This is a genomic window from Propioniferax innocua (assembly GCF_006716235.1).
Classification (GTDB): Bacteria; Actinomycetota; Actinomycetes; order Propionibacteriales; family Propionibacteriaceae; genus Propioniferax; species Propioniferax innocua.
On record NZ_VFOR01000001.1, the window covers coordinates 1,319,593 to 1,333,738 of the forward strand.

At 66.2% G+C, this 14,146-nt stretch carries 13 protein-coding genes; 9 read left to right on the plus strand and 4 right to left on the minus strand.

Annotation, left to right across the window (positions count from 1 at the left end; translation table 11 throughout):
• The first annotated feature begins 285 nt into the window (after positions 1-285).
• Together pknB and FB460_RS06230 are read left to right on the plus strand one after the other, a co-directional pair.
• Complete coding sequence (pknB, locus tag FB460_RS06225) at positions 286-2,106, plus strand: Stk1 family PASTA domain-containing Ser/Thr kinase (RefSeq protein ID WP_425466976.1); 1,821 nt, start codon at positions 286-288, stop codon at positions 2,104-2,106.
• On the plus strand, positions 2,103-2,732 hold the full coding sequence (locus FB460_RS06230) for a glutamine amidotransferase-related protein (protein WP_142093167.1): 630 nt from the start codon (positions 2,103-2,105) through the stop codon (positions 2,730-2,732). The genes pknB and FB460_RS06230 overlap by 4 nt, the downstream gene beginning before the upstream one ends.
• Positions 2,733-2,774: 42 nt before the next feature.
• Here FB460_RS06230 and FB460_RS06235 read toward each other — a convergent pair whose 3' ends face one another.
• Positions 2,775-3,527, minus strand: coding sequence for a DUF881 domain-containing protein (locus FB460_RS06235; RefSeq protein WP_142093168.1), 753 nt, complete (start codon positions 3,525-3,527; stop codon positions 2,775-2,777).
• A gap of 64 nt (positions 3,528-3,591) precedes the next feature.
• Here FB460_RS06235 and FB460_RS06240 point away from each other — a divergent pair, with 64 nt between their 5' ends.
• The gene (locus tag FB460_RS06240) at positions 3,592-4,149 is read left to right on the plus strand and encodes a cell division protein CrgA (RefSeq protein ID WP_246044256.1); all 558 of its coding nucleotides are present in this window, start codon (positions 3,592-3,594) and stop codon (positions 4,147-4,149) included.
• 145 nt (positions 4,150-4,294) lie between these two features.
• Here FB460_RS06240 and lysS read toward each other — a convergent pair whose 3' ends face one another.
• Positions 4,295-5,761, minus strand: coding sequence for a lysine--tRNA ligase (gene lysS / locus FB460_RS06245; RefSeq protein WP_211345896.1), 1,467 nt, complete (start codon positions 5,759-5,761; stop codon positions 4,295-4,297).
• A 135-nt stretch (positions 5,762-5,896) separates the two neighbouring features.
• Between lysS and FB460_RS06250 the strand changes: the two genes are divergently transcribed.
• Positions 5,897-7,132, plus strand: coding sequence for a heavy metal-binding domain-containing protein (locus FB460_RS06250; RefSeq protein ID WP_142093170.1), 1,236 nt, complete (start codon positions 5,897-5,899; stop codon positions 7,130-7,132).
• A 59-nt stretch (positions 7,133-7,191) separates the two neighbouring features.
• Here FB460_RS06250 and FB460_RS06255 read toward each other — a convergent pair whose 3' ends face one another.
• Positions 7,192-7,839, minus strand: a complete 648-nt coding sequence (locus tag FB460_RS06255; protein WP_142093171.1) for an HAD-IA family hydrolase — start codon at positions 7,837-7,839, stop codon at positions 7,192-7,194.
• 123 nt (positions 7,840-7,962) lie between these two features.
• On the opposite strand from FB460_RS06255, the gene FB460_RS06260 reads away from it, so the two are divergent.
• From FB460_RS06260 to FB460_RS06275, 4 genes are all read left to right on the plus strand, one after another.
• Positions 7,963-9,252, plus strand: coding sequence for a MinD/ParA family ATP-binding protein (locus FB460_RS06260; protein WP_142093172.1), 1,290 nt, complete (start codon positions 7,963-7,965; stop codon positions 9,250-9,252).
• A gap of 257 nt (positions 9,253-9,509) precedes the next feature.
• Positions 9,510-10,331, plus strand: a complete 822-nt coding sequence (locus FB460_RS06265) for an SH3 domain-containing protein (RefSeq protein WP_142093173.1) — start codon at positions 9,510-9,512, stop codon at positions 10,329-10,331.
• A 35-nt stretch (positions 10,332-10,366) separates the two neighbouring features.
• Positions 10,367-11,377 carry a glucosaminidase domain-containing protein gene (locus FB460_RS06270; RefSeq protein WP_170209971.1) on the plus strand — a complete coding sequence of 337 codons (1,011 nt, stop codon included), beginning with the start codon at positions 10,367-10,369 and terminating at the stop codon, positions 11,375-11,377.
• Positions 11,378-11,570: 193 nt separating this feature from the next.
• Positions 11,571-12,101 (plus strand): transglycosylase SLT domain-containing protein, encoded by a 531-nt coding sequence (locus FB460_RS06275; protein ID WP_142093175.1) that lies wholly within the window; start codon positions 11,571-11,573, stop codon positions 12,099-12,101.
• Positions 12,102-12,220: 119 nt separating this feature from the next.
• On the opposite strand, the gene FB460_RS06280 is transcribed toward FB460_RS06275, so the two are convergent.
• Positions 12,221-12,553, minus strand: a complete 333-nt coding sequence (locus FB460_RS06280; protein WP_142093176.1) for a BlaI/MecI/CopY family transcriptional regulator — start codon at positions 12,551-12,553, stop codon at positions 12,221-12,223.
• Positions 12,554-12,658: 105 nt separating this feature from the next.
• On the opposite strand from FB460_RS06280, the gene FB460_RS06285 reads away from it, so the two are divergent.
• Positions 12,659-14,140 carry a cytochrome ubiquinol oxidase subunit I gene (locus FB460_RS06285; protein WP_142093177.1) on the plus strand — a complete coding sequence of 494 codons (1,482 nt, stop codon included), beginning with the start codon at positions 12,659-12,661 and terminating at the stop codon, positions 14,138-14,140.
• Positions 14,141-14,146 lie beyond the last annotated feature (6 nt).

Sequence of the window (14,146 nt, forward strand, 5' to 3'; positions counted from 1 at the left end):
CGCGCCCTTCCCCCACTGGACGGGGCCGACGCCACCGGTGGGTCTCGCTTCGCCGAGCCCGATACGTCTCGCTTCGCCGAGCCCGACACCACGCGTCCGGTGGAGAGCACCCAGGTCAACCCTGCCGAGGACGGCTTCCCCCCGCCCTACGAAGCACCCCAGGACTCACCGCAGCCGGCACGTGCCGCGTCATCGGACGCCGATGAGGACTCCACCGACGGCCAGGGGCAACCCCGCATCCTCGGTGGCCGCTACAAGCTGGACGGCGTCATCGGACGCGGCGGTATGGCCCAGGTGTTCCGGGCCCAGGACACGCGCCTGGGGCGTCCGGTCGCGGTCAAGGAGTTGCGCTCGGACCTGGCGTCGGACCCCACCTTCCAGGCGCGTTTCCGCCGGGAGGCCCAATCCGCGGCAGGCCTGAACCACCCCAACATCGTCTCGGTCTACGACACCGGAGAATCCATCGATCCGTCCACAGGGCTCGGCGTGCCGTGGATCGTGATGGAGCTCGTGGAGGGACACACCCTGCGTCAGCTGCTCCGTGAGGGACGCAAGATCCTCCCCGAGCGAGCGCTGGAGCTGATCCAGGGCGTGCTGGATGCGCTCTCCTACTCGCACCGGGCCGGCATCGTGCACCGTGACATCAAACCCGCCAATGTGATGCTGACCCCGACCGGCCAGGTCAAGGTCATGGACTTCGGGATCGCACGTGCGGTAGCCGACACCCAGGCGACGATCACACAGACCGCTGCGGTCATCGGCACCGCGCAGTACCTCTCCCCCGAGCAGGCCCGTGGTGAGACCGTCGACAACCGCTCAGACATCTACTCCGCCGGCTGCCTGCTGTACGAACTGCTGATAAACCGACCCCCCTTCCAGGGTGATTCACCACTCTCGGTGGCCTACCAGCATGTACGTGAGGACCCGGTTGCCCCATCGCAACTGGACGACGTCATCACCCCAGACATCGACGCGATCACGCTGAAGGCGCTGGCGAAGGATCCTGCCGATCGTTATCAGGACGCCCGCGAGATGCGTGATGACATCTCCCGGCTGCTCCAGGGGCAGGAGGTCACCGCCCCGTTGCCAGTGACGACGCCGGTGCCCGTGGCCGCTGCCGCGGCCACACCGCCCGATGCGACCGAGAGTGCCGATTTCGACGACGAGGAGGACGAGGAGGAGCCCGAGAAGAAGCGTCGAGCCCTGCCGATCTTCATGGTGGTGCTCGCCGTGCTCGCCGTCGGCGGTCTCATCGCCACGAGCCTGTGGTTCATGAACCGCCCGGAGGAGCCCGAGGTGGTCATGCTCCCGGTGCCCCGCGTCCTGGGCGAATCCCAGACGAGCGCCGAGAACACCATTCGGAACGCCGGCTTCGAGCCGAAGACCGTGGAAGAGGCCGGCCCGGACGACACCACGGTCGGCAGCGTCATCAAACAGAACCCCGGCGACGGCCAGCAGGCGGAGGAAGGTTCTGTCGTGACGCTGACGGTGAACCGTGGCCCCGACAAGATCACCATCCCCGAGGGTCTGGTGGGTCTGAGCCGATCCGAGGCCGAGGAAAGGCTCCGCGACGCCGGGTTCACGAACGTGCAGGCACGCGAATCCGCCGATGAACCCTCCGACAGCGAACCCGACGAGGTTCTCGCCGTGCACCCGGGCAGCGGCGAGAGCGTCGTGCCGGACGCCGAGGTGACGCTCGAGTATGCGATCGGCAAGTCGCCAGTGCCGGACTGGATGGGCTGGAACCGCGAGTCCATCGAGGAGGACGCCCAGCAGCGAGGTTTCACCAACGTCCAGTTCACCGAACAGGTCGTCACCAACGACGCCGACGTCGGGGTCGCCGTATACAGCGACCCCGAACCCGGCACGATGGTCGAACGAGGAACGACGATCACCATCTCGATCGGCAAGGCAGCGCCGCAGCCCGAACAGACTGCCCCGCCGTCGAGTGCGTCTCCCTCACCGAGCCAGACTCCGTCCCCGAGCCAATCCGCCCCCAGCGATGGAGACCCGAGCAGTAAACCCAGCAGCAAGCCCAATGGCGGCGCAGGCAATTCCAACGCCGGCCCCGGCAACAACAACGGCAACTCACGGGGTGGTCGATGACGCACGTCCTGGTTGTGGACAACTACGACTCGTTCGTGTTCAACCTCGTCCATTACCTGGCCCAGATCGGCGCCGAGACCACGGTGCTCCGCAATGACGACCCGCGTCTGGTGGCCGGTGTACAGGAACAGGGCCTGGTCGAGGAGTTCGACGGCGTCCTGCTGAGTCCAGGCCCCGGCACTCCCGAGAACGCCGGCGTCTGCATCGACCTCATCCGCTCATGGGCGGGCGTGCGTCCACTGTTCGGGGTGTGTCTGGGGTTGCAGGCGATGGCGGTCGCCTTCGGTGGCCGCGTGAGCCGAGCACCAGAACTCATGCATGGCAGGACCTCGCAGATCATCCACGACGGGGTCGGCTGCATGGCCGGCCTGCCGAACCCCTTCACCGCCACGCGGTACCACTCCCTGGCCGTCGCCGACCTCCCGGGATGCATGGAGGCGACCGCCCGGACCGAGAACGACATCCTGATGGCCGCTCGGCACCGGGACCTTCCCGTGGAGGCGGTCCAGTACCACCCCGAATCGGTTCTGACGCAGGGTGGCTACCAATTGCTCGGGAACTGGCTCGCCGTGTGCGGGGACGCCGACGCACCCCGACGCGCGGCCTCGCTGGCTCCCCTGATCTGACGCTCGGCTCTGGCGCTCAGACCTGGCGCTCGGCCCTGGCGCTCAGCGTCGCGCGTGCATGAGTTGCGTCGAACCCTCGTAGGGAGGGGCCTCGGCTTCTGTGAGCGTCTCCTGCCGGTATCCCAGGGAGTAGGCCTCGGCGTGCTCCTTGTAGAGCGCGATCGCCTCCGATTCGTCGAGCCCTGCGTTCAGACGCTCGGGGTCGCCGATCGCCTCGATGACGTACGGGGGCGCATAGGGCACCTCGTGCAGGACGACGGTGTTTCCGACGCACTTGACTGCGGTGGTGGAGACCACGCGCTGCCCCTGGATGGTCATGGCCTCCGCGCCCGCGGCCCACAGCTCATTGACGACGGCTTGGACGTCCTGCTGATGCACCACGAGCAGATCGGCGTCCACTCCCACCGGATTGACCGAATCGGGGGCGTCCTCCAGTGTGACGCGCACCGCAGGGCCCGCCACCCGCTGGAGCTCGAGCGGCGGTTCGGCTTCGGGGACCGGCGCAGCCTGACGGCTGAGCCCATCCACCTCAGTCTCGAGCTCGGAGACCTCCTCGTTGAGCTCTCGGATGTGATGCACCTGCGAGGTCACGAGCTCGGCCATCCCCCCGTTTCGGGAGGGCCGCAGATCGGTGCCGCGCGCGGCCAGCATCGACGCCGCGATCATCACGCCGAACAGCACACAGACAGCAGCCGTCCCCCAGGAGCCTCGGCTGCTCAACGGCCGGTGTGCTCCACCGCCCTCGGCATTCCCAATCCGACGCTTCAACACCATCACCTCCCGTTCAGGAACCATCGATACATGCGTGCCCCATTGTTACCGGCTACGCTAGGCGACCGCTGCAAGCTAGGAGGATCCGTTGGCCGACAAAGCCAAGAAGGCCGCTGAGGCCACCGAGAAGGACGTGGAGAAGTCCGTGAAGGCCGAAGAGACCCCTGACGCGACGCCCGATGCCTCGGAGACCCCGTCCGAGAAGGACAACGCGTCCAAGAAGGGTTCCTCGACCACGAAGAGAACCAAGAAGTCAGCGTCCAAGGACTCCGACAAGGAAGCTTCGGGCAAGGGGGCTTCGAGCAAGGAGTCCTCCAACAAGGGGGCTTCGGGCAAGGCGTCCTCCAACAAGGGGGCTTCGGGCAAGGCGTCGAAATCCTCCACGCGCCGGAAGTCCGAGAAGAAGGACACATCCGACACAGGCGACGAGGCCACAGCTCAGCTCCACGCCCCTGGATCCAACCGCTGGGTGGTCCCCACCTTCGTGACGCTGGCACTCCTCGGCGTCCTCTGGATGGTCGTGTTCTACATCAGCAGCACGGCCAACATCGACATCCCGGTGATGAGCGACATCGGCTACTGGAACCTCGCCATCGGCATGGGACTCCTCGCCGTCTCGCTCGGGCTCACCACGCAGTGGAAGTGACGCCGAACAGAACTGCAGGCCTGTATCGCGAACGGACCTGAGGGTTTGTGGCCGACATGGGCCACAAACCCTCAGGTCCGTGACGAAGGTCTCGGGCCGACCAGCCCTGTGCCAACCAGCCCCGCGCCAACCAGCCCAGGGCCGATCAGCTCTGCGGCTTGAGCAGCGGGAACAGGATCGTCTCGCGGATGCCTGCTCCGGTGAACAGCATCACCAGACGGTCCAGGCCCAGACCCATGCCGCCCATCGGCGGCGCACCGAACTCCAACGCGGCAAGGAAGTCCTCGTCGAGCTGCATGGCCTCGGGGTCGCCCGCCGCAGCCGCCAATGACTGCTCGGTGAGGCGTTCACGCTGGATCACCGGATCGATCAGCTCCGAGAAGCCCGTGCCGCGCTCCATGCCGCCGATGATGAGATCCCAGGCCTCGATCAGGCCCGGCTCACTGCGGTGCGGACGCGCCAGGGGCTGCGCAAGCGCCGGATAGTCACACACGAAGGTCGGCTGCACGAGCGTCGGCTCCACGATGTGCTCGAACAGCTCCATGGCCAGCTTGTGATCCACCCATTCGGGATCGACTTCCAGCTCATGGGCCCCGGCCAGTCGCTCGAGCACCTCACGCGGGGTGTCGATGCCGAGCTCCTCACCGGTGGCCTCCGACAGCGTGGGGTAGAACGGCGCCCAGCGCCATTCGCCGTCGAGATCGATCTCCTGGCCGTCCACCACGACCTGACGCGACCCCAGCGCGTCGGCGGCGTCCACGATGAGCTGTTGCGTCATGCGGGCGATCGTCGTCTGATCACCCCATGCCTCATAGGCCTCGAGCATCGTGAACTCCGGCGCATGCGAGGAGTCGACACCTTCATTGCGGAAGATGCGCCCGATCTCGTAGACCTTCTCGGCCCCGCCGATCATCGCCCGCTTCAGATAGAGCTCGAGGGCGATGCGAAGCGTCATCGGAATATCGAACGCGTTGAGATGGGTGTGGAAGGGACGCGCGGCCGCGCCCCCGTGGATCGCCTGCAGAACCGGCGTCTCGACCTCGAGGTAGCCGAGGCCGTGCAGCGTCTCACGCAGGGAACGGGTGATCGCGGCACGCGCCCGAACCATGTCGCGGGCTTCCTGACGCACCGCCAGATCTGCGTGGCGCTGACGCACCCGCGTCTCCTCCGAAAGGTCCGAGTGCAGGTTCGGCATGGGTCGCAGCGCCTTGGACGCCAGCACCCAGCTCGACGCCATGATCGACAGCTCGCCCCGCCGCGAGACGATCACCCGACCGGTGGCCGAGACGTGGTCACCGAGGTCGACATCCGCCTTCCAATCGGCCAGGCCCTGCTCACCCACCTCGGCCAGTGAGAGCATCACCTGCAAACGCTCACCACTGGACCCCTCGGTGAATCCGCTCTGAAGCGTGGCGAAACAGAGCTTCCCGGTGTTACGGATGAACACGACGCGGCCGGCCACCGAGACCACGTCCTGAGTCTCCTCACCGGTCTCCAAGTGGGAATACGCCTCGCGGACCTCGGCGAGCTCATGGGTGTGGGGCACCTCAACCGCATATGGTGCGATGCCCTTCTCGAGGAGTCGCTGCCGCTTCTCGCGGCGGATCTGCAGCTGTTCGGGCAGGTCGAGTTCGGAATCAGTCACGGCAGCAGGGTAGCCGCACGCACCGGTGGCTCCAGAACTCCGTCCACCCAGACAGCTCGAGGGGGCTGCACACACGGCCCGTCGCCAAGTAGTGTGACCCGCATGAGCTACGGACAGAACCCCTACGGCGACAACCAGCAGTACGGGCAGAACCCCTACCAGAGCCAGAACCCTTACGCCCAGCAGCAGGACCAGCAAGGCGGACAGAACCCGTACGCTCAGGGCGGCTTCGGGCCAGACGCCGGCCAGCAGAGCGCCAACCCCTACAGCCAGCCCAGCGCCTCACAGCCCATCGGCCAGCAGAGCGCCAACCCCTACAGCCAGCCCAGCGCCTCACAGCCCTTCGGCCAGCAGAGCGGCCAGGATGCCTTCGGCCAGCAGGGCGGCCAGGATGCCTTCGGCCAGCAGGGCGGCCAGGATGCCTTCGGCCAGCAGGGCGGCCAGGATCAGTTCGCACAGCAGCAGAACCCCTACGCCCAGCAGCAGGACCAGTTCGGTCAACAGCCCCAGCAGGATGCCTTCGGCCAGCAGGGCGGCCAGGACCAGTTCGCACAGCAGCAGAACCCCTACGCCCAGCAGGGCGGCCAGGATCAGTTCGCACAGCAGCAGAACCCCTACGCCCAGCAGCAGAATCCGTATGGTGAACAGCAGTACGGCCAGCAGGCCTCCGCTGCGGCTCCCGATATGAGCTGGCAGGAGATCCCCGATCACGGCATCAAGGTCTTCACCCTGGAGTCGATTCCCGGGGAGTCGGACATCACAGCCCTCGGCGAGGTCGTCGGTGTGGCGCAGCGTCCGCGTCACCGCAACGAGGAGACCCTGACCCGTGCTCATCAGGAGGCTGTTCAGGAGGCCGTCATCATGGCCAAGAACAGCAACGCCGACGCCATCATCGGTCTGCGCTACACCGAGGGCCCCGAGTCGGTCGTCGCCTACGGCACGGCTGTGACCCTCGGCTCATCGGCGTCATCCGATGAGGCCCCGGCCGACGTGAGCGTCGGGACCCCGGCCGCCGAGGCGGAGACCGCCAGCACCGAGCAGGGCGATTCATTCGCCTTCAGCAACGACCGCTCGCCGTTCGAGCAGCCGTCGCAGGAGACCGACTCGTTCGGGACCTCCCAGCAGGACGAGAACTCGTTCCAGTCCGGCTCCGCAGCGTCCGATCAGTTCGGTGCCGATTCATCGCAGAGCAGCGACGGTGGTTTCGGGGACCAGTCCTACGGCGATCAGTCGTACGGCTCACAGTCCTACGGTGACCCGAGCCAGCAGCAGGGTCAGGAAGCGTACGACAACCCGTACGAGCAGCAGAGCGGCGAGTGGCCGTTCCGCGGCAACTGAACCGGCCTCGGATCGCAGAACACAGGTCGGATCCCAGAACAACGGGCAGGGCGTGAGCCTCAGCGCAGGCTGAGGCTCACGCCCTCGTCGCTCACATGCCAGGAGACCGCCGAGAGGTCATCGACGACGAGGTCAGCGAAGGCGAGGGCGTCCCGCTGCGTGGTGGTCACCACCGCGAGGGTCGACGCTCCTGCAGCCTGGCCCGCACGGATGCCGCTGGTGGCGTCCTCCACCACCAGGGCGCGACGCGGGTCGATACCCAGACGTTCAGCAGCCAACAGGAAGGGCTCGGGGTCGGGCTTGCCATGCGTGACGTCCGACGCGGTCACCACCACATCCGGGGCCGGGATGCCCGATGCCGCGATGCGTCGCTCGGCCAGATCGCGAGTGCAGCTCGTGGCGATCGCCGTGACCGGCAGGGTTGCGAGCGCTTCGACCGCGCCGGGCAGTGCCACGATCCCCTCGACGTCATCCAGCTCGAGTTGGGTGACCCGAGCCAGCGATTCCTCATGCAGTTCGGGCGGCATCAACTTGGCCACGATGGAGCGGGCCGGCATCCCGTGGAAGTCTCCGAACTTCTCCTCCGGGATCTCATATTCCTCGGCCCATCTCGTCCATGACCGCACCACCGCCGGCGTGGAGTCGATGAGGGTGCCGTCCATGTCGAAGATGACACCTGAGAAACAACGATCGGTCAGCGCAGTCATGGCCCCCATTCTGGCAACTCGCCACGCCGGGCGCACATGGGAGCGAATCGGTAAAATCACGCAGGGCGGCTAGACTGCCACATTGGCCCTGCCCATTTGCTGGTGAATTCCCGGAGGATCTCCATGAGCGACACCTGGCCCGGACCTCATGACGGCACCGAGTCCACGGACTCCCCTGCCCTCGGCCGACGCGCCGCTGGGCCGTCACCGGACCGAGAGGAAACTCCCCCACCCCTCCGCAATGCCGCCGCCAACTCCTCCGGCTCGGCCTCATCGGCGGATGCCCAGGAGGCCGAGTCTTCGGCCAGGACCAGCCACGGGAGCTCCGGCGAAGCGTCGCCCTCGTCCACGGACGCGGAGCCAACCGGCGCGGAGCCGGCGAACGACTCCACGCAGCAGGCATCGACGCCTCCTCCGGCGCATGCCCTCCACAACAGTGAACCGACGCCGGCCCCGGGCTCACCGCTGACCCAACGCAAGGAACGTCCTCGCAATGACCAGCCGGTGGACCGCCGCTACGAGGCCAATGAGCTCATCGATCAGCTGACGCCCAGCAAGAAGCGCAAGTCCAGACGCGGCTGGCGCGCTCGCTTGGGCTTGAAGCCCTCGCAGAAGGAACTCGACGAGCTGCGCGATCTGCGTCTGGCGCAGACACCCTTCGACCTGCCGGTCACCATCATGGTCGCCAACCCGAAGGGTGGCGTCGGCAAGACGCCCACATCGCTGCTGCTGGCGGCCGCCTTCGGCGTCGCGCGTGGTGGCGGCGTCATGGCATGGGACAACAACGAGCTTCGCGGCACCATGCCGGACCGTTCAGAGTCTCCGCATCGACGCAACGTCCGCGATCTGTTGGCTGACATCCACATCCTGCGTCAACCCAGCTCGCAGTTCACCGATCTGGCTCACTTCATCAACCACCAGGCCGCCGGCACGTTCTACACGCTCGGATCGGCACAGAGCACCGGCCGCATGGTCTCCAAGCTCGATTTCGAGCTCGTGCACGAGCTGTTCCGACGCTACTTCCAGGTGATCGTGGTGGACACCGGCAACAACGAAGCCGCCCCCAACTGGATGGCTGCCGCCCAGGTGGCCGACTGCCTCGTGGTGCCGACCAAGTGGCGCAAGGACAGCCTCATTCCCGCCGCACGCATGCTCGAGGGCCTCCAGGATGTCAACCCCGGACTGCTGCGTCGCACCGTGATCGCCGCCACGAACGGGCCCTCCGACAGCCAGGCCGAGGTGAAGTCGAACGGTGCCTCCTGGTTCGGGTCCAGCCATCCGATCGTCGAGCTGCCCACCGATCCGCACATCGCCGAGGGTGGCGTCATCGACTACACGAAGCTGTTGCCGGCCACGCAGCGGGCCGCACTGCGTCTTGCCGCAGAGGTGGCCAGGCGCATCAACGAGGAGTGACCCCAACGGCGCCGACCATGCCGCACCACTCCGGCGGCCGCCGTGGCCCCGCCCGTGACGCTCGTGCGTCCCACCGGGCGGGGTTCGCTGCATTCTGAGCACCCCTGATGCGGAATCGACCGGCAGGCGAGGGAGTTCGTCCGCAGATGCAAGCGGAAATCGCCACCGGAAAGTGACGCTGTGACCCAATTGTTACTCGCCGGATCTCTTCCTAATTTGGTGGCAACGCAGTCCCTCCACCCCCCAGGAGATCCTCAATGACATCCAAGAAGCTGATCCTGACCGGCATCGCAGCCGTCACCGTGACCGCGACCGCCGCCATCGGCGTCCCTCTCGCCAGTGCCTCATCCGGGACCACCGGAACCTCCTACTCCTTCAACGGCACCTCGGTGAACATCCGCACCGCCCCCAACACCTCCAGCGACGTCGCGGGTTCCCTCCAGGATGAGGAATCGCGCGCCATCCACTGCTGGACGCACGGCGAGACGGCCGGTAACCCCCGTGGAGACCAGACCGACGTCTGGTTCCAGATCGACGCGGGCTACGTCTCCGGCGCCTTCTTCTTCCAGGACGACCTCGACGTCACCGTCCCGCAGTGCGAGGAGTCCGGTGGCGACCAGGGTGAGAACCTCCCGGGCGAGCCCGGCGTGTATGCAGGCGTGGAACTCGACGCCGAACAGGTCGGCAATGCCCGCACCATCATGTCGGTCGCCAAGGGTCATGGTTTCGGACGCGATGCCCAGATCATCGCGCTGATGACCGCCATGCAGGAGTCGCAGATGTACAACCTCGACTACGGCGACCGTGACTCCCAGGGCCTGTTCCAGCAGCGCCCGGAGACGGGCTGGGGCACCGTCGAACAGGTCAGGACGCCGGTCCTGGCCACCCGCGCCTTCTTCGGCGTCGCCGACCACACTTCGAACCCCGGCCTGCGGGACATCGAGGGGTGGGAGTCGATGCGCAAGACCGAGGCCGCACAGGCCGTCCAGCGTTCAGCCTTCCCCGAGGCCTACGCCAAGTGGGAGGAGATGGCCACCGCAGTGGTGGACGCCAACTCCGACGTTGAACCCCAGCAGTGAACATCTTCGGAATCGGAAACACGACCATGCGCAGAATGATCCGAAACTCCTTGATCGGCGCGACGGCTTCCCTCGCCCTCGCCCTTCCGGTGGCCCTGCCCGCGGCCATGCCCGGCTCGGTCCCCGTGGCCGCCGCCGCCGGCCAGAACATGGCCGAGGGCGCCCATGGCGCCGAGGTCTCCGCAGTGCAGGTGTTGTTGAACCGCCACGACGCCGGCCTCGAGGTTGACGGCCACTTCGGCCCGAAGACCACGGCCGCGGTGGTCGCCTTCCAGAAGACCCAGGGTCTCGAGGCCGACGGCATCGTCGGTCCCAGCACGGCAGCCGCTCTGGCTCCGAAGCTCCGGGCCGGTGACACCGGCCCTCAGGTCCAGGCGGCCCAGCTGGTGCTCCAGAGCCACGACAACGCCCTCGCCGTCGACGGCGTATTCGGTGACAAGACCGCAGCAGCGACCACGTCGTTCCAGAAGGCCCAGGGCCTCGAGGCCGACGGCATCATCGGACCGAAGACCTGGGCGGCCCTCCTCGGGATCGAGGCGGAGTCGGGTGACGACACCACCCCGCCCGAGGGCGTCGACACCTCCAGCCCCGACGCCTTCATCGCGTCGATCGCGCCATTGGCCCAAGAAGGACAGCGTCGTCATGGCGTTCCGGCATCGGTGGCGATGGCGCAGGCGATCATCGAATCCGGGTGGGGAACGTCGAGCCTGACCACCGAGGGCAACGCATTCTTCGGTATCAAGTGCAATGACTCCTCCGAATATGCCAACGGATGCCTCATCAAGGAGACCAAGGAGTTCGAGAACGGCCGCTGGATCACCATTCGGGATGGCTTCCAGACCTACCCCGATGCACAGTCCTCGTTCCTCGATCACGGCGATTTCCTGGCCCAGCGTGAGCACTACGCCCCCGCGTTCAACCATCAGGACGATCCCGATCAGTTCATTCGCGAGATCCACAAGGGCGGGTACGCCACCGCCCCCGACTACGCGGACAAGATCATCAACCTGATGCAGGAATACGACCTCTACCAGTACAACCTCTGACCCTGCTCCCACTTTTCGGTGAACCGCCTCGCCCGCACCCGGGCGAGGCGGTTCGTTGTTCACTGCCCCGATCCCGGCACAGGCAGGTCATGCAAGCTGGCAGGCCCACATCACCATCACGGTTTTGATAACGAAATGGTCACAGGTACGGTGGCTCGCCGCCGAGAGAAACGACGAGACCCACAGGAGAGCCATGCCCAAGTGCAGCAAGCCCTTGCTCCTCGGGAGCCTGGCCGCCGCCACTTTCGCGGCCACCACCGCGATCGGCATCCCTCAGGCCGCCGCCGCACCGGACAATCTCCCCGACGGATACACGGCTCCGGCCCAGGCGATCGATTCACACTCCAGCATCGAGCATGACGCGACCGACGACGTCGAACGCTGGATCGGCGAGGCCCGGCGGATCATGATCGAAGCCGGCATCGAGCCCCAGGACATCGACGCCAACGACCTGGCCATCATCGCGATGCACGAATCCAGCGGTGACCCCGACGCGGTGAACGACTGGGACAGCAACGCAGCCATGGGCACACCCTCCACCGGCCTGATGCAGACCATCCAACCGACCTTCGACGCCTACGCACTCGAGGGGCACACCGACATCCATGACCCGGTGGACAACATCATCGCCGCCTCCCGGTACGCGATCGACCGCTACGGCTCGGTGTCCGAGGCACCGGGCCCGGAGTCGGTCAACAAGGGCGGCGAGTACAAGCCCTACTGACCGACACCCTCACCGCGCTTCAGCCACGACGCGACGAGGCCGCCTCCCCTCACCGGGCGAGGCGGCCTCGTCGCATGCTTTCACTCGACAACACCCCAGGCAGCAGCCGACCACCGGCGTCAGGCCGGATCGATCGACACCTCGGGCACCCGGCGGGCCAGCTCCTCCAGAACCTCACGACGCGACTCGACATCCTTGCCGAGCAGCACCTCAACCTGATCGGCGATCAGTGACGCGCGATCCCGCGCCGGCGTGTAGATCCACTGACGCCCTTGGCGTTCACGAGAGACGATCCCCTTCTTCGCCAGCCTGTCCAGCACGGTCATGACCGTGGTGTAGGCGAGCTGTTTCTCCTCGAGGAGGACGTCCAGCACCTCACGCACGCTCATCGGTCGCATGGTCGCCCACAGCACGTCCATGACGCGCTGCTCCAGCTCGCCAAGTGTTGGCATGTCATCTCCCCTTCATCGTCGAACAGCATCTTACTACTACACGAGACGTAGACAACAAGAGCGAATCGGGTGCGAAGTACGACAATGGGTAGTAAGATGCGCGGCATGAGCGCCGAAACACTCGCCCGATGGCAATTCGGGGTCACGACGGTTTACCACTTCCTGTTCGTGCCCATCACGTTGGCACTGTCGTTCTTGGTGGCCATCCTCCAGACCATCTGGGTTCGGACCGGCCAGGAACGCTTCCTCAAACTCACGAAGTTCTACGGCAAGCTGTTCCTCATCAACTTCGCCATGGGTGTCGTCACCGGCATCGTGCAGGAGTTCCAGTTCGGCATGAACTGGTCCGAGTACTCTCGCTTCGTCGGCGACATCTTCGGCGCCCCACTGGCACTCGAGGCACTGCTGGCCTTCTTCCTCGAGTCCACCTTCCTCGGCCTGTGGATCTTCGGCTGGGACCGTCTGAACAAGAAGGTCCATCTGGCGACCATCTGGCTGGCCGCCATCGGCACCAACATCTCGGCCATCTTCATCCTCGCGGCCAACGCCTGGATGCAGAACCCGGTGGGCTTCCGGTTCAATCCCGAGACCAACCGCGCCGAGCTGACCAATTTCGCCGACGTCATGCTCAACCCGGTGTTCCTGGCCACATTCCCGCACCAGATCACCGCTTCATGGCTCGTCGCCGGCGCCCTCATGGCCGGCATCGCGGTCTGGCATCTGCACCGCATCAGCCGCCAGACCGGCGCGCGCAGCAACGCCGACCTCACCGGCGAGCACGCCACCAACGAGAAGGCCTTCCGCTTCGCCGCGGTCCTGGGCGCGGTCAGTCTGCTCGCGGGCGGCGTCGGCGTCATCGCCAGCGGCGACTTCCAGGCCAAGGTCATGTACGAGGCACAGCCCATGAAGATGGCCGCTGCCGAAGCCTCCTTCGATGACGACGCGGACTTCTCCATCCTCACGATCGGCGATCTGAATCAGGAGGAGGTCTTCTCCATCAAGATCCCCGGCCTGCTCGGCTTCATGGCCACCGGCGAGTGGGGCAAGCCCGTACCCGGCATCAACACCCTGCAGGAGCAGTACAGCGTCGAGCTCCGGCAGCAGCTGGAGAGCGAGTACGGCCCCCATGTGGCCGCAGCGATCCCCGATGACTACTCACCGAACCTGCCCATCTCGTACTGGACGTACCGCATCATGATGACGCTGGGCTTCATCGCGATGGCCGTGGCCGCCGTCATCTTGTTCGCACTGCGCAAGGGCCGCCTGCCGGTGAACAGGCTCTGGACCCCCCTGATGGTCGTCTTCCCGCTCATGCCACTGTTCGGCAACTCGTTCGGATGGATCTTCACCGAGATGGGACGCCAGCCCTGGCTCGTGTTCGGCGTGATGCCCACCGCCGCCGGCGTCTCCCCCGGCGTCTCCCCCGGCATGGTGCTGTTCTCGCTGATCCTGTTCACCCTCGTGTACGGAATCCTCGCGGTGATCGAAGTGGGACTGCTGCTCCTGTACATCAAGAAGGGGCTGCCCGAAGTCGAGGAACCCAAGGTGGTCACCGACGACGACGAACCCCTGTCGTTCGCTTACTGAGAGGCA

Coding starts and splice junctions, on each gene's coding strand:
- FB460_RS06265 (WP_142093173.1), top strand. CDS start 9,510: ATGACATCCAAGAAGCTGATCCTGACCGGCATCGCAGCCGTCACCGTG.
- FB460_RS06270 (WP_170209971.1), top strand. CDS start 10,367: ATGATCCGAAACTCCTTGATCGGCGCGACGGCTTCCCTCGCCCTCGCC.
- FB460_RS06235 (WP_142093168.1), bottom strand. CDS start 3,527: ATGGTTCCTGAACGGGAGGTGATGGTGTTGAAGCGTCGGATTGGGAAT.
- FB460_RS06260 (WP_142093172.1), top strand. CDS start 7,963: ATGAGCGACACCTGGCCCGGACCTCATGACGGCACCGAGTCCACGGAC.
- FB460_RS06275 (WP_142093175.1), top strand. CDS start 11,571: ATGCCCAAGTGCAGCAAGCCCTTGCTCCTCGGGAGCCTGGCCGCCGCC.
- FB460_RS06285 (WP_142093177.1), top strand. CDS start 12,659: ATGAGCGCCGAAACACTCGCCCGATGGCAATTCGGGGTCACGACGGTT.
- FB460_RS06255 (WP_142093171.1), bottom strand. CDS start 7,839: ATGACTGCGCTGACCGATCGTTGTTTCTCAGGTGTCATCTTCGACATG.
- pknB (WP_425466976.1), top strand. CDS start 286: ATGGCCCAGGTGTTCCGGGCCCAGGACACGCGCCTGGGGCGTCCGGTC.
- FB460_RS06250 (WP_142093170.1), top strand. CDS start 5,897: ATGAGCTACGGACAGAACCCCTACGGCGACAACCAGCAGTACGGGCAG.
- FB460_RS06230 (WP_142093167.1), top strand. CDS start 2,103: ATGACGCACGTCCTGGTTGTGGACAACTACGACTCGTTCGTGTTCAAC.
- FB460_RS06280 (WP_142093176.1), bottom strand. CDS start 12,553: ATGCCAACACTTGGCGAGCTGGAGCAGCGCGTCATGGACGTGCTGTGG.